Origin of the sequence: Brevundimonas sp. TWP2-3-4b1, from assembly GCF_049897665.1 — a bacterium.
GTDB classification, from domain to species: Bacteria; Pseudomonadota; Alphaproteobacteria; order Caulobacterales; family Caulobacteraceae; genus Brevundimonas; species Brevundimonas subvibrioides_B.
Genome location: NZ_JAFCWQ010000011.1, coordinates 13,382 through 36,046, shown reverse-complemented (window position 1 = coordinate 36,046; position 22,665 = coordinate 13,382). Strand labels below are relative to the sequence as shown.

The window sequence follows — 22,665 nt, the reverse complement described above, 5'->3', positions numbered from 1 at the left end:
GATGCTCTCCTTGCTGCGCTAACGCATGTCGCGCTGCTTGAGCGCGAAGAGAACGAACCATGAACATGTCCAGATTGCAAGAGCGCCGTTATGCGCTCGGAACGTGTTTCGCCTCGATCACGTCCCACAGGATTGCGGCGGCGTCGATGCCGGTGAATTCCTTCAGCTGCACGGCGCCCGTCGGCGAGGTGACGTTGATCTCGGTCAGGTAGTCGCCGATCACGTCAATTCCGACGAACAGCAGGCCGCGCGCCTTCAGCTCCGGCCCGATGATGGCGCAGATCTCCAGGTCGCGGGCCGTCAGCTCAACCGGCGCCGCCGTGCCGCCGACGCGCAGGTTGGACCGCACCTGACCCTCGGCCGGGACGCGGTTGATGGCGCCGACCGGCTCGCCGTCGATCAGGATGATGCGCTTGTCGCCCTTAGAGACGGCGGGGATGAATTTCTGGATCACCAGCGGATCGCGCGATCCGGACATGTGGATCTCGATCAGAGCCTCCAGGTTCGGATCGTCGGCCTTGAGGCGAACGACGCCCGAGCCGGCCGCGCCGTGCAGGGGCTTCAGCACCACATCTCCGTGACGCTCGTGGAAATCGACCAGGGCGACGGGATCGGACGAGATCAGGGTCGGCGGCTGGACGCCCTCGAACCGGGTGGCGAACAGCTTCTCCGGCGCGGACCGGACCTCGGCCGGGTCATTGACCACCAGGGTGCGCGGATGGACTGTCTCCAGCAGATAGGTGGCCGTGACATAGGCCATGTCGAAGGGCGGATCCTGGCGCATCAGGATGACGTCGACGTCACGGCCGAGATCGAGCTTCACCTCGTCGCCGAGGGTGACATGGTCGCCATGCACCTGACGGATCACCGCCGGGCGCGCGCGACAGAACAGGGCGCCGTCCTCCAGCGCCAGGGTGCGGAAGTCGTAGACCCAAAGCGGATGACCGCGCTGCTGCGCCTCCATGGCCAGGAAGAAGGTCGTGTCCGAGGCGATGTTGACCGCCTCGATGGGGTCCATCTGGATGGCGACTTTGAGCATGGAGAAGGACTTCCTTGGTGCGCTATCGCCAGGCCCCTCTTTGAAGGTTGGGACGCCTCGCTGCTTGAGCGCGTTCGCGCCTGGCTTTCAAGTAGTACGAAGCGCGACGGTTCCAAGCAGAAGCGTCAGTTCAGCCGCATCCGCAGCCGGTCGGCGGCCATCTGATGCATCTCGTCGTCCTGCCCCGCCACGGCGCGGGCGCGACGCAGGGCCTCGAGGGCGCCGGTCAGGGCGCCCTGTTTCTCGCGCGCCGCCGCGACATCCAGCCACGGCCGGTGATCCTCGGGATCCAGCAGGGCGCGGCGGACGGCCGACCGTTCGGCGCAGAGATAGTCCCCCGCCTTGATGGCGCGGCTGAACAGGACGTTCTGCAGCCGGATCAGGCACTCACGGTCGCTGACCGGGGCCATCAGCACGTCCAGACGGTCGGCGACGTGCGGCGTCAGGCCGGCGCGCAGGGCGCGGCGGGTCAGCTCCGACGGCATGACGACCCGGCCCTGGCTGAACGGGTCCAGCGCGACAGGACCAGAGGGGGTCTCGACCCGCAGCAGGAAATGGTTGGGAAAGTCGACGCCCTGGGCCTTCACGCCCGCGCGGCGGGCGGCGTCGAGATAGAAGACGGCCAGAGCCGCCGACAGCCCCCGCCTCCGCTCCGCGACGTCGAGCACATCGGTATTGGCCGGATCGGCATAGCGCAGCAGGTCGCCGTTCAACCTCAGATCTGAGGCCATGGTCTCGGCAAGAGCGTCGTCGGGGCTCTCGCCGCCGATGCGCTCGGCCAGCCGTTCGGCGGCGGCGTCCGCGAGGACGCGGGCCGGCGAGGAGTCGCGGAACGGATAGTCATGCAGGGCGCAGGCGATCGCCGCGTCCAGCAGCGGGAACGCGTCGTCGTCGGCCCGACCGGCCTCTTCCAGTGCGACTTCCGCCTCTTCGCGCGTCACAGCCCCGTCCCCCGACGACCCGTTCCCACCCCCCAGTGGAACTATAGATTGCGACGATGGCGCGGAACTCGTCCTGGCGCCAGCGCTACGGTATCGATCCGCAACCCAAGACCGGCCAGGCTGGGCCTTTGACGCAACAGTGCGGCGCCGGCGGCACGCAGTCTCTCTAGCTGATGGGGATCCACGGCGTTCAGGGCGGCCTCGATCGTGGCGCGGCGTTTAACCTCGACCACAACGGCGGTCTTCCCCTGTCGGGCGAGAATGTCGATCTCCACGCCCCTGGCCTTCAGACGGAAACCCAGCACCTGATAGCCCTTCAGCATCAGGAAGGCGGCGGCCAGCCATTCGGCGCCGTGACCCTCGCGAAACGCCTGCCCGCCCAACGCCTGACGCCATTCCGCCTTCGGCTTCGCGGGAAGCGCGGCGCGGACCTTCGACGGCCTCATCCCTTGCCCTGAAGCTCGAGCGCCCGGCGGTAGAGGGCCTTTCTTGGGAGGTCGAGGGCGCGTGACACCTCGGACGCCGCCTCTCCGGGGGCCAAGCGCGCGAGGGCTTCGGTCAGGGCCGCGTCCGCATCGGCGGCGCTGGCGGTCTCGACCTCACCGGGGCCGATGACGATGACGATCTCGCCCCTGGGGTTGTCGCAGCGCGGGTCGACGGCGAGCGCGGCCAGGGTGCCGCGCACGGCCTCCTCATAGAGTTTGGTCAGTTCGCGGGTCACGGCGGCGGGGCGCGGACCCAGCACCTCGGCCATGTCGGCGAGGCTGGCGGCCAGACGCGGGCCGCTCTCGAAGAAGACCAGGGTCTGGCGCGCCGCCTTGACCTCGGCCAGGGCCGTCTTCCGCGCGGCGGACCTGGGCGGCAGGAAGCCGGCGAACAGGAACCGGTCGGACGGCTGGCCGGCGATGCACAGGGCGGCCAGCAGGCTGGAGGGGCCGGGGATCGGATGCACCGGCAGGCCGGCGGCAATGAAGGCGCGGGCGACGACGAAGCCGGGGTCCGAGATCACCGGCGTGCCCGCGTCGGAGACCAGGGCCACGACCTGGCCCTCGCGCACCCGCTCGATGGCCAGTTCGGCCGCATGGGCCGAGGCGTGGTCGTCGCAGCGTTCCAGCTTCGCCTTCAGTCCGTAGGCGCCGAGCAATTTACCGGTGACGCGGGTGTCCTCGGCCAGGACCAGGTCCGCGGCGGCGAGGACGTCGAGCGCCCTCAGCGTCATGTCCCTGAGGTTCCCGATCGGGGTGGCGACCAGATAGAGCCCGGGCGACACGGGCCGGGGTGGCGGCGCGGTCGGGGGAAAGGGGCTGGGCTGGCTCATCGCCCGACCGTGCCACAATCCGCCGCCCGAGCGAAGGTCAGGTGAGCAGCGCCTTCAGCACCGCGTCGAGGACGGGGCGGCCCTGAGGGGTCGCTGCGACGCGGTCGTCGGCGAACGTGAGGAAGCCGTCGGTGATCAGGTCCGCGACAGGATCGGCCGCAGGCGACAGGCCCAGCGCCGCCAGATCGGCCAAGGCGACCCCCTCGACGGTGCGCAGCCCCAGCAACAGACGCTCCTCGGCGGCGGCGCGGGGGTCCAGCATGTCTTGGTGGGACCAGGGCGTTCCGGCAGCGACGCCCTCGACATAGGCGGCGATGCGGCGCTGTGCGACCGTGGCGGTGCGGATGCCTTGCAGCGTCAGCCGCCCGTGGGCGCCGGGGCCGACGCCGACATAGTCGCCGCCGCGCCAGACATGCAGGTTGTGGGCGGAGCGGGCCGCGGCATCCCGGGCGTGGTTGGACACCTCATAGGCTTCGAACCCGGCGACCCCGAGGACGGTCTGGGTGGCTTCGTAGAGGTCGGCGGCCGTGTCCTCGTCGGGCGGCACGAGCGAGCCCCGCTCGGTCGCGCGGGCGAAGGCGGTGCCCTCGGCGATGGTCAGTTGGTAGGGGGAGACGTGCTCGAACCCCATGGCCAGCGCCTCGGTCATGGCGGCATTCCAGACGTCGACCGTCTGGCCCGGCAGGGCGTAGATGAGGTCGATCGAGAGCCGGTCGAAGACGCCGGCGGCGACGGCGATGGCCCGGCGCGCCTCGTCGGCGGAGTGGTTGCGGCCGAGCAATTTCAGGGCCGCGTCGTCCAGCGACTGTACCCCCAGCGACAGACGATTAACCCCCGCCTGTCTCAGCGCGGCGAAATGGGCGGCTTCGGCGTCGGTGGGATTGGCCTCGAGCGTGATCTCGACCGCGCCGCCGGGGAACAGCGTCCGCGCCCGCTGGATGACCCGCGCCACGTCCTCCGCCCGCATCAGGGACGGGGTGCCGCCGCCGAAGAAGATGGAGGCCAGCGGGCGCGGTCCCAGCATCGCCGCGTGGGCCTCCAGATCGCACAGGATGGCCTCGACCAGCACAGCCTGTTCATCGCGCCAGCCCCGGTCACGTACGACGTTGAAATCGCAATAGGGGCAGATACGGGCGCAGTAGGGCCAGTGGACGTAGACGGCGATGGCCCCATTCCCCGCTTTCGGCGCAGCGGCGTCGGGGCGAGGCTCAGTCAATCAGGGCCGCCTTGAGCATTTCGAAGGCGCGGGTGCGGTGGCTTAGGCTGTCCTTCAGCTCCGGCGTCATCTCGCCGAAGGTCAGGTCATGGCCATCCGGAATGAACAGAGGATCGTAGCCGAAGCCGTGCTCGCCGCGTGGCGGGAAGGTGACGACCCCGTCGACCCGCCCCTCGACCACCACACAGGGGCCGTCAGGCCAGGCTACCGCGAGGGCCGAGGTGAACCAGGCCGACGGGTCGATCGCCCCCAGTTCCTCCAGCCGCGTCTCGATCTTTCGCATCGCGGCGGCGAAGTCCCGCTCCGGCCCACCCCAGCGCGCCGAAAAGATGCCGGGGGCGCCGTCCAGAGCCGCGACTGACAGGCCGGAATCGTCGGCCAGGCTGACTTCGCCCGAAAACTGGGCGGCATGACGCGCCTTCAGCATGGCGTTGCCGACAAAAGTGGTCTCGGTTTCTGCTGGTTCGGGCAGATTCAACTCCCCGGCGGTAACCACCGTGTAATGTCCGTCCAGAAGCGCGTCGAATTCCCGCGCCTTTCCGGCGTTGTGAGTGGCGGCCACGAGCCGCATCCCTTTGATAAGCCTCAACTTCATACGCGATCACGCTCCTGAAACATTTCATTGCCTAAGTTTAATATCGTTAAACGATATGTAACGTGACTGCACGGCACGCACGGCCTATCTATGATCTCAAGAACGGCGGCCACAACGTTCCCCGGAAAGACCCAGAAGGGCAAATCCGAACCCCGTGGCGCACAGAAGCGGGCATTAATGACCCGCCTCAGGATCGAAGGATAGAACGATGAACACGATGAACGCCTCGCTGATGATGGACAAGGTCGGCGCGGTGCTGATCAACGCCGCCCTGCTCGCCGCCCTGCCGACCGCCCTGGTCGCCATCCTGGTGCAGTCTTTCTAACCTGGGTCGCTAACGTTCGCCCCCCGGTCCGATCTTCGATCGGCCGGAGGACAGGCTAAGCGGTCGCTCATTGCTTGAGCGACCGTCGAAGAGAAGAGGCCCCCCTTTCGTTGCTCAGGCAGCGAGGCTCCACGAGCCGAGCGATAGCAACACAAAAGAAGGCTTCGGCGTTGAAGAAGATCGCGATGTATAAGACCGCGTAGGGGTGTTCCCGAACCCCACGCGGTCCTCGCGGCCAAGATTTCCGGTCCAGTGTCCTTTCCGAGCTGTCGATGCCCCTCACACGGCCTGAGCTGCGCCTGCCGAAGATGCCCAGAGGCATCCGCGCGCCGTTCAAGACCATTGGGCCCAGCTCTGTTTCCAGCCTGCTGAAGATCGCGCTGGACGTGGCCTATGTGCTTCTGATGATCATCACCGCGGTGCTGCTCCTGGTCTTCCTGGCCTCGATCTTCATTCCACTGGCCAATCTGAACATCACCGTCTCCAACGAATCCGGCGGCCGCCAGCAGCCGCTGACGCGGCCCCTGCTACTGTTCGGCGTGGGGGCCCTGACCGCCTATTTCGGCGGGTTCCTGCTGATTCTGAGAAATCTGCGGATGATCTTCCGCACCCTGACCGTGGGGGATCCGTTCCGCCCCGAGAATGTGCGCCGCCTGCGCCAGATCGGCCTGATCCTCGCCATCGTTACCGGCGGCGTCTGGCTGATCCAGGGGCTGGTCGCCGCCCGCCTGGCGCCTGGCGTGATGGATTCACAGGGGGTCGGCGAGCTATTGACCCCGGTGTTCTCGGTCCTGGTCGTCTTCGTCCTGGCCGAGGTGTTCAAGGAAGGCGCGCGTCTGCGCCGGGAATCCGAGTTGACCATATGACCGCCAGAGCCGGCCCGCGCGCTCAAGCAGCGAGCGACCGCTTAGCCTGTCCTCCGGCCGATCGAAGATCGGACCGGGGGGCGAGCGGTAGCGCCCCGAAGGGCCACTAGAATGGCGATACGGGTTCAACTGGACAAAATCCTGGTCGAGCGGCGCATGTCGCTGACCGAACTGGCGGATCGCGTGGGGGTGACCCTGGCCAATCTGTCGATCCTGAAGACCGGAAAGGCGCGGGCCGTCCGGTTCTCGACCCTCTACGCCCTGTGCCGCGAACTGGACTGCCAGCCGGGCGACCTGCTGGTCTTTGAGCCCGGTCCGCCGGAGCCGGACGCCGACGGCGAAGACGACTGATCCCGTGGCGCGGCGACCGCCTCCCGACCTGACGACCGAGGACCGCCGCATCTGGGCCCGGGTTTCCGGCTCCGTCACGCCTCCGAAGACCCGAAAAGCCGCGCGCGTGACGCCGGGCGCCATCCTGCCCGATGAGCCGCTGAAGCCCGAGACGATCAAGGCCGCGCCCCGCTTGCCGGTGCTGGGCAAGCCGAAGTCGTCTACGAAAATCCGGGGCGCCGCTCCGGCCCCGAAGCCGGCGCCCGCGCCCACGCCTGCGCCCCGGTCCGTGCCCGAGGAGCTGGAACCTCGCCGCCAGCGCCGGCTGTCGCGCGAGCGCGATCCGATCGAGGCCTCCATCGACCTGCACGGCTTTGGCCGGTTCGAGGCCGAGGACCAGCTGCGTGCCTTCCTGACCCAGTCCCGGGCGCGCGGCCTCCGCGCCGTACTCGTCGTCACGGGTCAGGGACGCCGTCTTTCGCAAGGAGGGGGCGGCGGCGTCATCCGCGCCTCGATCCAGGAATGGCTCCAGGGTCACGCCCTGCGCGGCATCGTCTCCGGCTTCGCCATGGCCCACCGGCGCCACGGCGGCGACGGCGCGATTTACGTCACATTGAAACGCTAGCCCGAAGGCGGAGGATCTCGATGATCGCAAACCGCCTCGCCATATGGGTTTTCGCCGTCGCCTTGACCGCGGTTGCGGCGCCGGCTCTGGCCTGTTCGCCACTTGTTGACGCCTCTCAGGACGCCGCCGCAGAGCGTGTCAGAAATCGTCAGGCCGAGCTGTGGGCCCGGTCCGACGTGATCTTCCTGTCCCAGGCCAGCGCCTTCGAGCGCATCGAACTGGCAGGGGGTTACGGGTTCAGCGCCATGCTCGTGCCGTCGCTGGCGCTCAAGGGCGATCTGCCGGCCGGGCGGATCGCCATCCGCCACACGACCTTCACCGGTTGCGGGCCCATTCCCTTCCTCGACGCCCTGTCGGGCCGCGAGGGTGAGTGGTTCGTGACCTATGGTCGCTACGTCGGGTCACGGCTGTCGATCGACGCCACCGTTCCGGTCGCGAATCTGGTCGACGACGAAGGCCTGCGCGCCTGGCGCAAGGCCTTCGATGCGGAACCCTTGGCGGACTAGACGGTCAGCGTCAGGCCGTTCTCGGCGGCCAGATCGGCCAGCTTCACCATCGGACGCGGACCCCAGTGGGCGATCACTTCCGAGGCGGCCAGCGAGCCGAGCTGGCCCGACTGTTCCAACGTCAGGCCGCGTGCGACGCCCAGCAGGAAGCCGGCGGCGTACTGGTCGCCGGCGCCCGTGGTGTCCTGGACCCTGGCCACCGGATAGGCGGCGACCGAGACCCGCTCGTCGCCCGAGAGGATGACCGAGCCGTGCTCGCCGCGGGTGACGGCGGCGATCTCGACCATCGAGGCCAGTTTCGCGGCGGCGGCGTCGAAGTCATCCGTCTCGAACAGGGCCGCCAGTTCGCCTTCGTTGGCCAGGACGATGTCGGCCGAGGCCTCGATGAAGGCCAGCAGTTCGGCGCGCCAGCGGGCGACGACAAAGGTGTCCGACAGGGTGATGGCGACCTTGCGGCCCGCCTTGTGGGCGGCGGCGGCGGCGGCCTCGAAGGCGGCGCGGGCCGGGGCCGGGTCGAACAGATAGCCTTCCAGATAGACGATGGCGCTGGACCCGATCAGCTCGGCATCGATGTCCTCGACCCCGAGCTGGTTCGCCGCGCCCAGGAAGGTGCACATGGTGCGCTGGCCGTCCGGGGTGACGTTGATCAGGCAGCGGCCGGTGCCGGCGCCGCCTTCCAGAACGGGGGTGTCGAAGTGGACGCCCGAGGCGCAGATGTCGTGGCTGAAGACGCCGCCCAGGGTGTCCGGCGCGACCTTGCCGACATAGGCCGCGCGGCCGCCGAAGCTGCCGACGCCCGCCACAGTATTGCCGGCAGAGCCGCCCGAGGCCTCCACGCCCGCCGCCATGGCGTCGTACAGGGCCGCGCTCTGGATCTCGTCGACCAACTGCATCGAGCCGGGCGTCAGGGACTGGGCGGCCAGGAAGGCGTCATCGCACGGCGACAGGACGTCGACGATGGCGTTGCCGACGGCGCAAACATCATAGGTGGCGGTGTTCTGGGTCATGGCGCGCCCCATAGCGGGCCGGATCGTCACGCGCCAGAGGCGGATTACCGAAGCTTCACTTGCCGCCCGACCGGCGGTTCGCAAGATCGCCGCCGCTTTCCGGGAGATCGCCATGCTCAGCCTGCTCGCCGCCCTAGCCCTTCAGATCGCCTCGCCGACGGTCGTCCCGGATGGCGGGCGGATCAGCGAGGAGCGAAAATGTTTCACTCTGAGCATGACCCGCGACGGCGCCTCGCGGCCCATTGGCGTGACCTGGCAGACGATCGAGCGCGACACCGTCGCAGGCAATCCCGTGCTGCGGGTGGTCGTGCATCAGTCGGTCCACGGCGGCGCCTTCGACATGCGCGACGAGTTTCTGCTGGAGGCCGCGAGCCTGCGGCCGATCTCCCTGATCAACACCCGCCAGGGTCAGGTCCATGCGCGCCTGTCCTATGGCCCCGACCGGATCACCGGCGAGAGGATCGAAGGCGGCGTCTCCAGGCCCATCGACGTCCCCCTGACCGGGCCGGTCTGGGAGGGCAATCTGTTCGGCCAGACCTTCGCCGCCCTGCCGCTGGCCGAGGGCGCGACGTTCTCCCTGCCCTACTGGCAGTACGACAAGGGGTTCGGGACCTTCTCGGTGCGGGTCGTCGGATCGGAGACGGTGCGCACCCCCGACGGTCCGATCGAGGCCTGGGTCGTTGAGGCGGGCGCCGAGCCAGGCCGCACCCTGACCGATCTGATTTCAACATCGGGAAATCGCGAATTGGGCTATCGGGCAGCGCAAGGATCGCAGGCCCTCGGCGGCGATTGTTCCTCGCTGGAGACCGCGTCCTGACCCAGATCGCCATCCTGACGCCCGCCGCCGACGACCCGGCCTACAAGAGCCACTGGCCCGTCGTGCTGGAGCGGCTGTCGATCGCCCTGGCGATGGCCGATGTGAGCGCCGTCCCGACCGCCTGGACCGACCATGTCGAGGACGCTTCGGGCCTGACCGGCTATCCCCTCGTGCTCGGCGTCCTGACCTGGGGCTACTATGAGCGGCACGCCGACTGGCTGGCGGCGGCGACCCTGTGGGGCAAGGCCGGGGTGCGGATCGCCAATCCGGCCTCGGTGCTGGGATGGAACTCCGACAAATCCTATCTGCGTCGGCTGGAGACCGCAGGGATCCCGATCCCGCCCACGGCCTGGAGCGATCAAGTCACGCCAGCCGAGGTCGACGCCGCCTTCGGCCGGTTCGGAACCGACACCCTCGTCGTGAAACCGACCGTCTCCGGCGGGGCATGGAAGACGGTGAAGGTCTTCCGCGGCGAGACCCTCACCGACGCCCCCGACGGCGCGGCGATGATCCAGCCCTTCCTGCCCGAACTGGTGGCCAACGGGGAGCTGTCCCTGCTGTTCTTCGACGGGCGGTTCAGCCATGCGGTCATGAAGCGCGCCACAGCGGGTGATTTCCGTGTCCAGGTTCAGTACGGCGGCAGCTATGTCTATGTCGCCGAGCCGCCCGCCGGGGCCGTCGCCCTAGCCGAGCGGGTGTTGGCCGCGATCGAAGAGCCCCTGCTGTACGCCCGCATCGACATGGTCGAGTCCCCTGCAGGGTGGGTCCTGATGGAGGCGGAACTGGTCGAGCCCGACTTCTATCTGTCCCAGGCTCCGGACGGCGGGCGTCTGTTCGCCGGAGCCGTGAAGGCCAGACTGTCCGGCGGCGCCTAGTTCGCGGCGTCGCGCCGCTCTTGCGCTTCATCGAGCGTCGTCGCCGTCGGCAGCGGCCGGGACGGGGCGACCAGCGCCGCGGTCAGGCGCTCGACATTCTCGTCGGTCAGCAAAGGGCCGGCGGATTTGGCGACGATCCGGCCCATGGCGTCCACGGCGAAGCTTTCCGGCACGCCTGAAACGCCGAGGTCGAGGCCGGCGCGGCCTTCCCGGTCGACAAGGACCATGGCGAAGGGGTCGCCCAGTTCGTCGAGGAAGGCCTGGGTCGCCTCGGGCTCGTCCTTGTAGGCGACTCCGACGACGGCGATCCCCTGCGCCTCCAGGGCCAGCAGGCGCGGATGCTCGAGGCGGCAGGGGGCGCACCAGCTGGCGAAGACGTTGACGATCATCGGCTTGCCGACGCCGGCCGTGCGGATGTCGACGTTCTGGGGCCCGGCCACGCCGTCCTGAAGGATGGGCAGGACGGTCTCGGGCACGGTCTGGCCGACCAGGGCGTCCGGCTTGAACGCGGGATCACGCTTCAGCGACCAGCCGATGAACAGGGCCGCCAGGGCGGCGAGGACGACCAGCGGGACAATCGAAAACCATCGGCTCATTTTTGGTCGCCTGTCGCGCTTTGCGCCATTTGAGCCACGGCTTCGCCGTCGTCCTCAAGCCGCTTCAGCTCGGCCTTCCATTTGCGCGAAGCCGAGACGGCGCCGGCGATGACGGCGCCGAGCACCAGGGCGCTGATCCCCCAGGCGGGCCAGACGAAGGCGGCGTAGGGGCTCATGTCGAGATCGGGCATCAGTCTGACTCCGTCATGCGTCCAACGCCTGTCGGGCGCGCAGTGTCTGGACCCGACGGCGGGTGATCTCGGTGCGGATCGCGGTCAGCCAGATGGCCAGGAACAGGGCCCCATAGGCCGCCATCATGATTAGCAGCGGGGCGAGGAATACAGGGTCGAGGCTTGACCCGCCCGCGCGCAGCAGGGAGGCCGGCTGATGCAGGGTGTTCCACCAGTCGACCGAGAACTTGACGATCGGCAGGTTGATGAGGCCGACGAGACCGAGGACTGCGGCCGCGCGGGCGGCCTTCTGTTCGTCGTCGATCGAGGCTCTGAGGGCCATGTATCCGAGGTAGAAGAGGAACAGCACCAGCACCGAGGTCAGGCGCGCATCCCAGACCCACCAGGTTCCCCACATCGGCTGGCCCCACAGGGAGCCGGTGATCAGGGCGAGCGCCGTGAAGGCCGCGCCCGGCAGGGCGGCGGCGCGGGCGGCGGCGTCGGCCAGCGGATGGCGGAACACCAGGGCCAAGAAGCTGGAAACGCCGAGCGCCGCATAGGCGCCGAGGCCGAGCGTCGAGGCCGGCACATGCACGAACATGATCCGCACGGTGTCGCCCTGCTGATAGTCGCCGGGCGCCGCGAAGCTCAGCCAAACGCCAACCACCAGCAGCACGGCCGCGATCGCCCACAGCACCGGCGTCAGCGGCCGGGTGAAACTCATGAAGCGGGCGGGGTTGGCGAGGCCGAACATCGTCAGCGCGATTACGCGCCAAGGCGGGATGGAGCAAGCGCACGCCGGGTCGCGGATACGAAAACGGGGCCGGGGCTTTCGCCCCGACCCCGCTCGAGCATGATCGTTTGAGACAAATCCGCTTAGCGGATTTGGCGAGAGCGTGAAGCATGCTCTCGCTAAACTCTGGAGCTTGATTGACGGCATCAGCGAAATCGCGAAGCGATTTCCCCTCAGCCGATCAAGCTCTGGTCACTTGAAAAATCCGTGAAGGACTATTCAGCGGCCTTCAACTGACCGGCAGATTCCTTGCCGGTGCGACGGTCGCGTTCGACTTCGTACGAGACCTTCTGGCCTTCGTTCAGGCCGTTCATGCCGGCGCCTTCAACGGCCGAAACGTGCACGAACACGTCCTTGCCGCCGTCCGAGGGCTCGATGAAGCCGTAGCCTTTAGTGGAGTTGTACCATTTGACAGTGCCGGTAGCCATTTTAAGGACCTCCGTTAGCAGTTTGCATCAGGCAAGAGCGCCTGAAGCCTGTCGGGTCTGAATGGGATCGGCCAGAAACTCGGTGCGTTCGCAAAGAGAGAGGGGCGTTACGCAGAGAGATCGACAGCGCTTATATGGACGCAAAACGCCCTGTGCACAACCTGAGTCTTGATTCGGCGAGTTGTCAGGCCGGAACCGGGCCGTCCTCCTCGTCATCTTCGAGGTCGGAATCAGCCGACGCGGGCGCTACATCGCCCCCCTCCGGGGCGATGTAGTGGGCGACGCAGAGCTTGCGCAGGGCGGACGTCAGCGAGCCGCCATACAGGCGATCCTGGACACGCTCGTGTCCCTCCTGCTGAAGGCGGGTCTTGATGTCGCCGACTGTGCGGCACTCGCCGCCGCGGGCGAGTTCGTAGGCGCGTTCGAGGGTGGTCGGGCGAAAGTTGTTGCTCATAGACAGAGAGATAAGGCGAACCGACCGATTTTGCGACTCCGCTCAGAGGCGCGGGCGGTTTCTCCGCCGCGACAGGCGGTCGGCCAGAGCCTCGGCGTGCTTCAGGGTGAAGGTCAGGGCGGCGTGGCTGCCGCGACGCGGACCGATACTGTCGGCCATGACCGCGCCGCGCTCTCCGATCGCCGCAGGCGAGCCGGTGGTGGTGTCGATGGCGGTCTGGTGCTCGATCTCGGCGTTCACCTCGGCGCCCATCAGGATCACCTGAACGGAAATCCAGGTCCACAGCAGGAAGCCCATGGCGGTCGCCAGCGGACCGTAGGAGTCCAGCCGCACGAAGTTCGTCAGATACCAGCTGAAGATGAAGGACACGATCACGCTGAGGGTCGCCGCGAAGAGCGCCCCTGGCGTCAGCCAGCGCCAGCGGGCCCGCTGGCGGCAGGGGCCGAAGCGATAGATGACCGTCAGAGCCCCGACGTAGCCGAGGAACAGCAACGGCCAGCGCAGGGGGGCCAGTCTCTCCCACTCGTCCGCTAGGCCGAAGACGCCCAGCGCGATCGGCACGCCCACGACCAGGGCCGCGGTCATCAGCACCGCCGCCAGCCCCGTCAGGGTGAAGGCGAACCCCAGCAGATTGTACTGGACGATATTGCGCCGCTCGACCTCGTGGTAGGCGACATTGAGCCCGTAAAACAAGGTCTTGATGCCGTTGTTGGCCGTCCACAGCGACAGGGCCAGGGTCCAGACGAGGGTGAAGGTCAGCTGGCCGGTCGAGCCCGCCGCCAGTCGCGTCAGCTCGGCATTGATGAACTGGGCGACGTTCGAGGGCAGCACCGAATAGAGGGAGGCGATCCGCCCCGATGCGTCGTTCGGATCGGCGAACAGGCCGTAGATGGTGACGAACGCCGCCAGCGCCGGGAACAGCGACAGCAGGATGAAAAAGGTCACCCCGCCCGAAACGAATCCGACGCGGTCGCCGAAATAGGAGCCGCCGACGCGCCAGGCGATGTCGGTCCAGCCCTTGTGCGGGATCTGATGGGGCCGTTCGGCCATGCGGCCGCGGCCGGGCTCGCGGGCCTCGTAATCTTCCGGCGTCGGCGGCCGGGGCGGCGTCGGTTCGGGCCGGCGGGGCCTCAGTTCGACCCCGTATTTGTGACCCTGGGTATAGATGAGGTGCGCGGCCCCGGCCCCGGCGGCGAGCCCCCCGACGATCGCGCCAACGAAGGCCCAGGGGCCGGAAATGAGGGTGCGCCGCGGGGAAGGCCGGATCGGAGACGGGAGTTGCATCGGCGGGTCAACGGTCCAGCGGCGGGCCGTGTTCCGGCTGAGCTTCATCTTGCCTGAATTCGCTCGCTGGGGCACTGACCGGCCGTGGCCGAGACTTCTTCCGCATCTGTCGCCGCCCTGTGCCGCCATCCGGTCAAGGGTTTCACGCCCGAGCCGCTGGAGCGGGCGATGCTGACGGCCGGCCAGGCCTTTCCCGGCGACCGGTTGCGGGCCGTCGAGGTCGGGCCCTCGGGCTTCGATCCCCGGGCTCCGGCTCATATCTCGAAGATGCGGTTCACTGTGCTGGCGCGACTGCCGGAGATCGCGCGGGTTCGCACACGGTGGGACGAGACGACCGATACCCTGCATGTGTCGAGCGAGGGCGCGCCAAACCTGTCGGTGAAACTCGGCGACCCCGAGGACGACCGGCGGCTGGAGGACTGGCTCACCGATTTCCTCGGCGAGGCGGCGACCGCGCCGCTGCGCCTCCTGGGCGGCGGCGGACATCGGTTCATGGACGATCCCGCGGGGGCGGTCTCGGTGCTGAACCTTGCCAGCGTGCGCGACCTGTCCGCACGGCTGGGCGTCACGGTCGACCCCCTGCGGTTCCGCGCCAACGTCTGGGTCGAGGGCTGGCCCGCCTGGGCCGAGAACGACTGGGTCGGGCGCGACTTGGCGCTCGGCGAGGCGAGGCTGACGGCGATCAAGCCGATCGTTCGCTGCGTCGCCACCCATGTGGGCCCGGAAACAGGAACGCGGGACATCGATGTGCTTTCCGCTCTCCATGACCTTTACGGCCACCGCTGGTGCGGCCTCTATCTTTCGGTCGGAACCAGCGGCGCGCTGACCGTCGGCGACCGCGCGGAGCTTTGCTGAATGACCGAACCCACCACCCTCGTCGCCGCCTGGAAGGCTGCGCAAGGCGCGTTGAAGGCCGCCCGCATCGACAGCCCGGCCATCGACGCCCGCCTGTTGCTGGAGGCCGCGACAGGCGCCAGCCGACTGGACATCCTGACCGATCCGCACCGGCCCCTGACGCCCGACCAGTCGGCGACCCTGGCCGGCTATGTCGAACGCCGCCTGCGCCGCGAGCCGGTGTCCCGCATCCTGGGCCGCAAGGGCTTCTGGAAGATCATGCTGAACGTCACCCCCGACGTGCTCAGCCCGCGTCCGGACACTGAGACCATCCTCGACGTCGCCCTGCTGGCCTTCGAGCCGGCCCAGGCCTTCAGCGTCATTGATCTCGGGACGGGGTCAGGCGCTATCCTGCTCGCAGTGCTGGGCGACCGCCCGGGCGCGCATGGCGTCGGGACGGATATCTCATCGGAAGCTTTGGCCGTGGCGAAGGAAAACGCCGCCAACCTTGACCTCGACGGCCGCGCGGCCTTCCTGCGCACCGAATGGGCGGCAGGGTTCGGCGACCACAGCTTCGACCTGGTCGTCTCCAATCCGCCCTATATCCCGTCCGACGATATCCCCGCCCTGGACCCGGAGGTGCGCGACCACGATCCGCTGCTGGCGCTGGACGGGGGGCCGGACGGGCTGCAGGCCTATCGCGACCTCGCGCCAGAGATCGCCCGTATCCTCAAGCCCGGCGGAGTCTTCGCCGTCGAGATCGGCTGGGACCAGGGCCAGGCGGTCAAGGCGTTGTTCGAGGCCGCCGGTCTGACGGGTGTCAAGGTGGTCAAGGACCTGGGCGACCGTCACCGCGTGGTGACCAACGGTCCGGATCCGCGCACGACGCCGATCCGTCAGGGCTGAGGTTGATGTCGCCTCCCCATTCGCGAAGCGGCGAACGGGGAGGCGAGGCCGTAAACAAACCTCTTGGAAACCTCCCCGGCGCGCGCTAAGTCCTTGGTTGTCTCCCTCCCTTCCGCATCTCGTTGAACCGTCTCAGGTCCAGCGACGCTCGGCCGGGACGCGCGTGAAGGTCGGCGGTGTTCATCGCCTGCGGACCACGACGGGCGACGAAGATCCTTCCGATAACATCGCCGCCGGGGATTGGCCCCCAAGCGAACCGGAACCACAGACAACCGGCCTGACCCCCTCGCCACAGTCGCGCAGGGACACGCCAAACCAGCACGGTAAGCCTCGATGCGAGATTTCAAGGGCATGAAGCGCCAGCGCGGTCGCAACCGGAAACCCGGTGGCGGCAGTGGCGGCAATGCCAATGCGGCGAACCCGAACCGTTCGTGGGACTCGCAGGGTCCCGAGAACATCAAGGTCCGCGGCAACGCCCAGACCGTCTACGAGCGCTACCAGCAACTGGCCCGCGACGCCGGTTCGTCGGGTGACCGGGTTCTGGCCGAGAATTACCTCCAGCACGCCGAACATTATTTCCGCGTCCTGCGCGCCCTGCAGCCGCAAAGGCCGGTCAGCGAGATCGCCGCGCGCGAACTGTCCAACCAGGGCTATGACATCGATTTCGAGGACGAGACGGGGGCCCAGGCCGCCGCCTTCCTCGCCGCGCAACAGGCCGCCGACCGCATCCAGCAGCAGAGCGACGCCCGCGACGCCGAGGCCGCCCAGGGGGCGCAGCAGCCGCGCGAGCAACGCGAGTGGACGCCGCGTCCGCCTCGCGACGAGAACCAGAACCGTGACGGCCAGAACCGCGACCGCGAATGGACTCCGCGTCCTCCCCGCGACAACCAGACCCGCGACAGCCAACCCCGCGACAACCTGCCCCGCGACAACCAGGACGGCGGCCAGCCGCGCGCCGACGGCGACGTCCAGGGCGAAGGCGGTCGCCGTGAGACCCGCCGTGAACGCTGGGAGCGTCGTCGCGAGGAACGCAACCGCCGCTATGAAGCCGAAGGCGGCACGCCCGACACCCGCACCTATGAAGAGGCCGAAGGCGGTCGCTCCGAGGGCGGGCGTTACGAAGGCGGACGCAATGAGGGCCGCACCGACGGCCCTCGTTCGGAGAACGCGCGCGAAGGCGGCGATTTCATCGCCTCCACCGCACCGGTGACCTATACGCCGCCGGTCGACGCCGCTCCGGCGGACGCCGCGCCGGAACAGGCGGAACGTCCGGCTCGTCGCACCCGTGCGCCGCGCGCCGAGGCGCAGGCCGATACGACACAGAGCCTGCCCGGCTTCCTGACCCGTTCGGCTGCTCCCGTCGCACAGGCGTCCGCCCCGTCGGACGACGGCGAAACGCCCGCGCCCAAGCGCAGGGCCCCGCGCAAGAAGGCCGAGACTCCCGCCGAAGGCGAGTAGTCTCTCTGCGAAGAACAATCTCAAGATTATGATGACGCCGCCCATGACACATCCTCCGGCTCCGGAGGATGTGTCATGGGCTTCGTTCTGCCTGTCGTCGCCGTGGCGCTGGCGAAGCGACAGTTCGCGTGTCTCGGGCTGCCGCGACCATCACACCAGGCCGCTCGACCTTCGCGCCCCGGGATCGGTTGAGGATGATCGACCGAAGGCGGCGGCCTAGAGTCGGTCCAGTCGGGCGACGAAGAAGCCGTCGAGGCTCCCGTTCTCGGCCCACATCGAGGGCAGGATGCGCAACCAGCCTTGGGGCGTCAGGGCCTCGGCCGGAGCACCCAGGGCTGCCGGATCGGCGGGCGTGGTCCTGAAGGCCGGGTTGCGGCGCAGGAAGGCGATGACCTGGGTCTCGCCCTCTTCCCGCTCCAGCGAGCAGACGCAGTAGACCAGACGACCGCCAGGCGCGACGCGCTCGGCTGCGGCGTCGAGCAGCCGGTGCTGGACATCGGCAAGCTTCGCCACCTCAGCGGGCTTGGTGGCGCGCAGGACTTCAGGATTGCGACGCAGGGTGCCGGTGGCGGTGCAGGGCGCGTCCAGCAGGACGGCGTCGAAGGTGCGCGGGTCGTTCCAGTCCTCGCCGGGCGTGACCACGATCTCGGCGATCAGTCCGGTACGTTCCAGATTCTGGCGCAGACGACGCAGGCGCGGTTCGGACCTGTCGAGCGCCGTCACGGTCGCGCCGGACGCTGCGAGCTGCAGCGTCTTGCCGCCGGGGGCCGCACACATGTCCAGCGCAGTCTCGCCGGCCTTGGGGGCCAGCAGGCGGGCCGGCACAGCGGCGGCGGCATCCTGAACCCACCAGCCGCCGGTCTCGTAGCCGGGCCAGGCCGCGACATCGCCGCGCACGCCCGAACGCACGGTTCCGCCGGGCAGGACGGTTCCTTCGATGGCGTCGGCGAGAGCCTGCCCGTCTTCGCCGGGCTTGAGGCTGAGATCGGTCGGCGGCTCGTCGCGGGCGGCGAGCGCGATGGCGGCCAGGGTCGCCGCGCCATAGGCCTGTTTCCAGCGCGCCGAGATCCAGTCGGGCAGGTTGGATTCTGCCGTGGTCAGACCCGGGCCTTCGCGCTCGATGCCGCGCAGGACCGCGTTGACCAGCGCCTTGTAGGGGCGGGTCTTGGCGTCGCGCTCGGCCAGTTTCACGGCCGTGGAGACGGCGGCGAACGCCGGGGTCTCCAGCACCAGCGTCTGCGCCAGCGAGACGCGCAGGATGGTGCGCACCGCCTCTGGCGGCGACTTCTGCAGGCGTCGATTCAGGATGGCGTCGATCTCACCCAGGCGACGCAGGGCGGCCATGGCGACGGCGCGGGCGAAGGCGCGGTCGGGACCCGGCAGGGACTTCAGCTCCGGCAGGGCCATGGCCTCGTCCAGCCCGTTCCGGCGCTCGAGCGCGGCGTTCAGCAGGACGCCGGCGGCGATGCGCGCCTCGACGCCGATATCGGCCGCGCCGTCCGGTTCGGTCGTGCGAACGATCGGCTCACGGCGAGGGCCGCGCGCCTTGTCAGCCATGCGGCGCCCGCGCGCGCCCGAGTTCTTGCCCTTGGGCGTTCCCCCGCTCACACCGAAACCTGGGTGCCGAGCTCGACCACGCGCCCGGGCGGGATGTGGAAGAAGTCGGTCGGGTTGGCCGCATTGCGCATCAGGAAGATGTAAAGCTTGTCCTGCCACAAGGGCATCCCCTGCGTCGCCGAGGGCACGACAGAGCGGCGGCCGAGGAAGAAGCTGGTCGACATGATGTCGAACTTCAGCCCCTGTTTGCGGCACTGGCTCAGGGCGCGAGGCACGACCGGGCTCTCCATGAAGCCGTAGCTCAGGGTGATCTTCTTGAAGTCGTCGTTGATCGGTTCGATCAGCACGCGCTCGCTCTCATGCACGCGCGGCCGGTCGGTGGTGCGGACCGTCAGGATGACATTTTTTTCGTGCAGCACCTTGTTGTGCTTGAGATTGTGCATCAGGGCGACCGGCGCGACGTCGGGGTCCGAGGTCAGGAAGATGGCCGTGCCCGGCGAACGATGCGGCGGGCGGGCGCGCAGCATCTCGATCAGGTCGGTCAGGGGCAGGCTGTCCTTCTTGGACTTGGCCGAGAGGATCTGGGACCCCCGCGTCCAGGTCCACATGATCAGCACCAGGACCGCGCCGAGCACCAGCGGGAGCCAGGCGCCGTCGGGGATCTTCAGCAGGTTGGAGGTCAGGAAGACGCTGTCGATGAAGCCGAACGGAACAAGCGCGCCCAGTGTCGCCCACAGCGGCCATTTCCACTTCTTGGTGATGACCGAATAGCTCATCAGGGTGTTGATCAGCATCACCCCGGTGACCGCGACGCCGTAGGCCGCCGTCAGGTTGTGCGAGCTCTGGAACACGAACAGCAGCACCAGCACCCCGATCATCAGGAAGGTGTTTACCGCCGGGACGAAGATCTGGCCGGCCTGGGTCTCGGAGGTGAAGCGGATGTCGATGCGGGGCAGGAGTCCGAGTTGGACCGCCTGCTGGGTCACCGAGAAGGCGCCGGTGATGACGGCCTGTGAGGCGATGACGGTGGCGATGGTCGCGAGGGCGAGCATCGGCCAGTAGGCGAACTCGGGCACCATCGACCAGAACGGATTCTCAGCCGCACCGGGATCGGCGAGGATCAGGGCGCCCTGGCCCAGATAGTTCAGGGTCAGGCAAGGCAGGACGAAGCACAGCCAGCCCATGCGAATCGGCGCTTTGCCGAAATGTCCCATATCGGCGTAGAGCGCCTCGGCCCCGGTCACCGCCAGGAAGACGCTGCCCAGGATGATGAAGCCGAGAAAGCCGTCGTTGACCAGCAGCATGACGCCGTAGTGGGGCGACAGGGCGCGCAACACCGAGAGGTCGTCGAAGATGTGGTAGAGGCCCAGCGCCCCCAATGACAGGAACCACACCGCCGTCAGCGGGCCGAAATATTTCGACAGGCTGGCCGTGCCGCGTGACTGGACCAGGAACAGGCCGATCAGGATGGCGGCGGCGATCGGCACGATGAAGGCGTCCAGACGCGTGCCCACGCCGGGGGCGTCCTTGACCCCCTCGATGGCCGAAAGAACCGAGATGGCGGGCGTGATGATGCCGTCGCCGTAGAACAGCGCCGCGCCGCAGACGCCAAGGATGAAGATCCACGCCGACCGCCGGCCGATCGCGTGGGTAGCGAGCGCCATCAGGGCCAGGGTCCCACCCTCGCCCTTGTTGTCTGCTCTCATCAGAAAGATGACGTATTTGAACGTCACCACGATCATGAGGGCCCAGAAGGCCAGGGAGACGACGCCGATCACGGCCAGTTCGCCGCCGATGCCACGCTGGGCATGGCCGATCGCTTCGCGCAGGGCGTAGAGGGGGCTGGTGCCGATGTCGCCGAACACCACGCCGATGGCGCCGATGGTCAGGCCCCAGAATCCAGCCTTGCCCACGCCGTGCGCGGTGGAGCCATGCGCGGCGGGGGCGCCGGCAGGGCCGTTCTCGGGCGCGGACCTGGAAGCGGTCGACGGAGCAGGCGGGGCGGGGGAAGCGCCGTCGCCGGGGGATGCGTCCCCTGCCATGAATATCCTCCGGGCGCCGCGGTCGGCGGGCCCATCAAAGCGGAGGGCCTGTAGGCTCATTCCGCGGTCGGTTCAATCGCATGGAAACGGTTTCAGTTGCACCGTGTTCGGCGGGCAATCGGCCGGGATTTGTGAATCCCGTCCCGGGCGCCTACCTTGAGGACTGGAACCGGACGAAAATGTCAGACAGTCAACGCTTTCCCGTCGCCGCCCACGCCCTGGCCTATCTGGCCCACAAGGGCGCGTATGACGCCGCCCATGCCTGCCCCAGCGCCATTCTGGCGGCCTCGGTGCCGACCAATCCCGTGGTCATCCGGCGGGTCACCGCCCTGTTGTCCAAGGCCGGGCTGATCGCCACCCGTCCCGGCGCGTCCGGCGGATCCTGGCTGCTGCGGCAGCCGGAAGAGATCCGGCTGGATGAAGTTCTGAAAGCGGTCAACGGCTGCGCCCATCTCGGGTCGCCGCCCCTGGGCGCCAAGGGCTGCCCCATCGGGGAGCATATTCCGCGTCAGGTGGCCAAGGTCCTGACCCTGGCCGACCGGGCCGCGTCGGACTCGTTGAGGAAGATCACCATCGCCGACCTGCTGGCCCAGAAGTCCGCCGCCCTCGATGGTCTGGAAGAGCACCCGGCCTGCGCCGAAGCGATCCGCGCCGCCGGCGCTGTCGCCGCCTAGCCAACCCTTCTTTCGCCATCCTCCGGCAAGCCGCGCTTTCGTGGCGCAGACCGGGGGACCCCGCGGCCCCGAAGGCGATCTTTTCGCGCGAGATTTATTGCGTCGCAGTGTGCGACAGTTTCGGGCTCATGCGCGCCGCTGGGTCTCCCGGTCTTCGCTGCGCTTCCCCGGAGGATGACGAAAGAAATGAAGCGCGCCATCCTCATTACAGGAGCTTCGGCAGGAATCGGCGCCGCCCTGGCGCGCGTCTATGCCGAAAAGGGCTGGGACCTGATCCTGACCGCGCGCCGGGAGGCGGCCTTGACGGTGCTGGCCGCCGAGATCAGCGCCCGATACGGCGTCGCCTCGACCGTGATCACCGCCGACCTCGCCGAGCCCGAGGCGCCCGCCCGGCTTGTCGAGGCCATCGCGGCGCGCGGCCTTGTCGTCGACGGCCTGATCAACAACGCCGGTTTCTCGCGCACGACGGGCTTCCTCGCCACCGACCCGGCCCAGCATGCGGCCATGGTCCAGGTCATGTTGTCAGCGCCCGTCGCTCTGTCCAGGCTTCTCCTGCCGGGCATGGTCGCGCGCGGCTTCGGGCGGATCATCAATGTCGCCTCTCTCGCCGGACAGATGCCCGCGACCGGCGGCGACACCCTCTACGGCCCGATCAAATCCTTCCTGATCAAGGCGTCCCAGGGGCTTTGGCTGGAGACGCGCGGGACCGGGGTGCACGTCACCGCCCTGTGTCCCGGCTACACCCTGACGGAGTTCCACGACGTCAACGGCTCGCGTGAGCAGGTGTCCTCCGCCTATCCCCCATGGATGTGGCAGACGGCCGAGCACGTGGCCCGGGTCGCCTACGACGCCTGCGAGGCGGATCGGCCGAGGGTGACGCCCGGGGCGATGAACAATGTCCTCGCCGCACTCGGCAAGCTGCTGTCGGAGGGCCTGGCGCTCAACATGGTGGCGGGCCATGCGCGGCGGCTGAAGCGGATTTGAGCCGCGTGGGTTGAGAAAGGCGGCA

26 protein-coding genes are annotated in these 22,665 nt (G+C 68.4%); 11 read left to right on the top strand and 15 right to left on the bottom strand.

Annotated elements, in window-relative coordinates; translation table 11 throughout:
- Positions 1 to 88: 88 nt before the first annotated feature.
- The 6 genes from gshB to rdgB form a co-directional block, all read right to left on the bottom strand.
- Positions 89 to 1,039, bottom strand: coding sequence for a glutathione synthase (gshB, locus tag ACP7A5_RS10170; protein ID WP_426041815.1), 951 nt, complete (start codon positions 1,037 to 1,039; stop codon positions 89 to 91).
- 125 nt (positions 1,040 to 1,164) lie between these two features.
- Positions 1,165 to 1,980, bottom strand: a complete 816-nt coding sequence (locus ACP7A5_RS10165; RefSeq protein ID WP_426041814.1) for a SirB1 family protein — start codon at positions 1,978 to 1,980, stop codon at positions 1,165 to 1,167.
- A 41-nt stretch (positions 1,981 to 2,021) separates the two neighbouring features.
- Entirely contained in the window at positions 2,022 to 2,426 is a 405-nt protein-coding gene (locus ACP7A5_RS10160; protein ID WP_426041813.1) for a YraN family protein, read from the bottom strand.
- Complete coding sequence (gene rsmI / locus ACP7A5_RS10155; protein ID WP_426041812.1) at positions 2,423 to 3,298, bottom strand: 16S rRNA (cytidine(1402)-2'-O)-methyltransferase; 876 nt, start codon at positions 3,296 to 3,298, stop codon at positions 2,423 to 2,425. Before rsmI ends, ACP7A5_RS10160 begins: the two co-directional genes overlap by 4 nt.
- Before the next feature lie 37 nt (positions 3,299 to 3,335).
- Positions 3,336 to 4,514, bottom strand: a complete 1,179-nt coding sequence (gene hemW / locus ACP7A5_RS10150) for a radical SAM family heme chaperone HemW (RefSeq protein WP_426041811.1) — start codon at positions 4,512 to 4,514, stop codon at positions 3,336 to 3,338.
- Positions 4,507 to 5,109, bottom strand: coding sequence for an RdgB/HAM1 family non-canonical purine NTP pyrophosphatase (rdgB, locus tag ACP7A5_RS10145; RefSeq protein WP_426041810.1), 603 nt, complete (start codon positions 5,107 to 5,109; stop codon positions 4,507 to 4,509). Before rdgB ends, hemW begins: the two co-directional genes overlap by 8 nt.
- Before the next feature lie 597 nt (positions 5,110 to 5,706).
- Between rdgB and ACP7A5_RS10140 the strand changes: the two genes are divergently transcribed.
- The 4 genes from ACP7A5_RS10140 (at position 5,707) to ACP7A5_RS10125 (ending at position 7,761) form a co-directional block, all read left to right on the top strand.
- Positions 5,707 to 6,300, top strand: a complete 594-nt coding sequence (locus ACP7A5_RS10140; RefSeq protein ID WP_426041809.1) for a DUF2975 domain-containing protein — start codon at positions 5,707 to 5,709, stop codon at positions 6,298 to 6,300.
- 111 nt (positions 6,301 to 6,411) lie between these two features.
- Complete coding sequence (locus ACP7A5_RS10135; protein WP_426041808.1) at positions 6,412 to 6,651, top strand: helix-turn-helix domain-containing protein; 240 nt, start codon at positions 6,412 to 6,414, stop codon at positions 6,649 to 6,651.
- A 4-nt stretch (positions 6,652 to 6,655) separates the two neighbouring features.
- On the top strand, positions 6,656 to 7,255 hold the full coding sequence (locus tag ACP7A5_RS10130) for a Smr/MutS family protein (protein WP_426041807.1): 600 nt from the start codon (positions 6,656 to 6,658) through the stop codon (positions 7,253 to 7,255).
- A gap of 20 nt (positions 7,256 to 7,275) precedes the next feature.
- A complete protein-coding gene (locus ACP7A5_RS10125) occupies positions 7,276 to 7,761 on the top strand; it encodes a hypothetical protein (RefSeq protein WP_426041806.1) in 486 nt (161 codons plus the stop codon).
- Here ACP7A5_RS10125 and ACP7A5_RS10120 read toward each other — a convergent pair.
- Positions 7,758 to 8,768, bottom strand: coding sequence for an adenosine kinase (locus ACP7A5_RS10120; protein ID WP_426041805.1), 1,011 nt, complete (start codon positions 8,766 to 8,768; stop codon positions 7,758 to 7,760). The genes ACP7A5_RS10125 and ACP7A5_RS10120 overlap by 4 nt on opposite strands.
- On the opposite strand from ACP7A5_RS10120, the gene ACP7A5_RS10115 reads away from it, so the two are divergent.
- Positions 8,767 to 9,585: a hypothetical protein gene (locus ACP7A5_RS10115; protein ID WP_426041804.1), complete on the top strand. Its 819-nt coding sequence runs from the start codon at positions 8,767 to 8,769 to the stop codon at positions 9,583 to 9,585. The two genes, ACP7A5_RS10120 and ACP7A5_RS10115, sit on opposite strands and share 2 nt — an antisense overlap.
- The gene (locus tag ACP7A5_RS10110; RefSeq protein ID WP_426041803.1) at positions 9,558 to 10,460 is read left to right on the top strand and encodes an ATP-grasp domain-containing protein; all 903 of its coding nucleotides are present in this window, start codon (positions 9,558 to 9,560) and stop codon (positions 10,458 to 10,460) included. The genes ACP7A5_RS10115 and ACP7A5_RS10110 overlap by 28 nt, the downstream gene beginning before the upstream one ends.
- Here ACP7A5_RS10110 and ACP7A5_RS10105 read toward each other — a convergent pair.
- The 6 genes from ACP7A5_RS10105 to ACP7A5_RS10080 all read right to left on the bottom strand — a co-directional run bounded on the left by ACP7A5_RS10105 (position 10,457) and on the right by ACP7A5_RS10080 (position 14,185).
- Entirely contained in the window at positions 10,457 to 11,056 is a 600-nt protein-coding gene (locus ACP7A5_RS10105; RefSeq protein WP_426041802.1) for a DsbE family thiol:disulfide interchange protein, read from the bottom strand. The two genes, ACP7A5_RS10110 and ACP7A5_RS10105, sit on opposite strands and share 4 nt — an antisense overlap.
- Entirely contained in the window at positions 11,053 to 11,247 is a 195-nt protein-coding gene (ccmD, locus tag ACP7A5_RS10100; RefSeq protein ID WP_426041801.1) for a heme exporter protein CcmD, read from the bottom strand. The genes ACP7A5_RS10105 and ccmD overlap by 4 nt, the downstream gene beginning before the upstream one ends.
- 13 nt (positions 11,248 to 11,260) lie before the next feature.
- Complete coding sequence (locus ACP7A5_RS10095) at positions 11,261 to 11,980, bottom strand: heme ABC transporter permease (protein ID WP_426041800.1); 720 nt, start codon at positions 11,978 to 11,980, stop codon at positions 11,261 to 11,263.
- A 254-nt stretch (positions 11,981 to 12,234) separates the two neighbouring features.
- Positions 12,235 to 12,447 carry a cold-shock protein gene (locus ACP7A5_RS10090; protein WP_298158945.1) on the bottom strand — a complete coding sequence of 71 codons (213 nt, stop codon included), beginning with the start codon at positions 12,445 to 12,447 and terminating at the stop codon, positions 12,235 to 12,237.
- A 184-nt stretch (positions 12,448 to 12,631) separates the two neighbouring features.
- A complete protein-coding gene (locus tag ACP7A5_RS10085; RefSeq protein ID WP_426041799.1) occupies positions 12,632 to 12,901 on the bottom strand; it encodes a hypothetical protein in 270 nt (89 codons plus the stop codon).
- A gap of 42 nt (positions 12,902 to 12,943) precedes the next feature.
- Positions 12,944 to 14,185, bottom strand: coding sequence for a YihY/virulence factor BrkB family protein (locus ACP7A5_RS10080; protein ID WP_426041798.1), 1,242 nt, complete (start codon positions 14,183 to 14,185; stop codon positions 12,944 to 12,946).
- An 84-nt stretch (positions 14,186 to 14,269) separates the two neighbouring features.
- On the opposite strand from ACP7A5_RS10080, the gene ACP7A5_RS10075 reads away from it, so the two are divergent.
- The 3 genes from ACP7A5_RS10075 (at position 14,270) to ACP7A5_RS10065 (ending at position 17,383) form a co-directional block, all read left to right on the top strand.
- Positions 14,270 to 15,040: an MOSC domain-containing protein gene (locus tag ACP7A5_RS10075; protein WP_426041797.1), complete on the top strand. Its 771-nt coding sequence runs from the start codon at positions 14,270 to 14,272 to the stop codon at positions 15,038 to 15,040.
- Positions 15,041 to 15,925 (top strand): peptide chain release factor N(5)-glutamine methyltransferase, encoded by an 885-nt coding sequence (prmC, locus tag ACP7A5_RS10070; RefSeq protein ID WP_426041796.1) that lies wholly within the window; start codon positions 15,041 to 15,043, stop codon positions 15,923 to 15,925.
- 333 nt (positions 15,926 to 16,258) lie between these two features.
- A complete protein-coding gene (locus tag ACP7A5_RS10065) occupies positions 16,259 to 17,383 on the top strand; it encodes a DUF4167 domain-containing protein (RefSeq protein WP_426041795.1) in 1,125 nt (374 codons plus the stop codon).
- 216 nt (positions 17,384 to 17,599) lie between these two features.
- Here ACP7A5_RS10065 and ACP7A5_RS10060 read toward each other — a convergent pair whose 3' ends face one another.
- The gene (locus ACP7A5_RS10060; protein WP_426041794.1) at positions 17,600 to 18,940 is read right to left on the bottom strand and encodes an RsmB/NOP family class I SAM-dependent RNA methyltransferase; all 1,341 of its coding nucleotides are present in this window, start codon (positions 18,938 to 18,940) and stop codon (positions 17,600 to 17,602) included.
- Positions 18,941 to 18,987: 47 nt separating this feature from the next.
- Positions 18,988 to 20,982 carry a potassium transporter Kup gene (locus ACP7A5_RS10055; RefSeq protein WP_426041793.1) on the bottom strand — a complete coding sequence of 665 codons (1,995 nt, stop codon included), beginning with the start codon at positions 20,980 to 20,982 and terminating at the stop codon, positions 18,988 to 18,990.
- Between the two features lie 179 nt (positions 20,983 to 21,161).
- Here ACP7A5_RS10055 and ACP7A5_RS10050 point away from each other — a divergent pair, with 179 nt between their 5' ends.
- Positions 21,162 to 21,656, top strand: coding sequence for an Rrf2 family transcriptional regulator (locus tag ACP7A5_RS10050; protein WP_426041792.1), 495 nt, complete (start codon positions 21,162 to 21,164; stop codon positions 21,654 to 21,656).
- Positions 21,657 to 21,842: 186 nt separating this feature from the next.
- Entirely contained in the window at positions 21,843 to 22,640 is a 798-nt protein-coding gene (locus ACP7A5_RS10045) for an SDR family NAD(P)-dependent oxidoreductase (protein ID WP_426041791.1), read from the top strand.
- Positions 22,641 to 22,665: the final 25 nt, after the last annotated feature.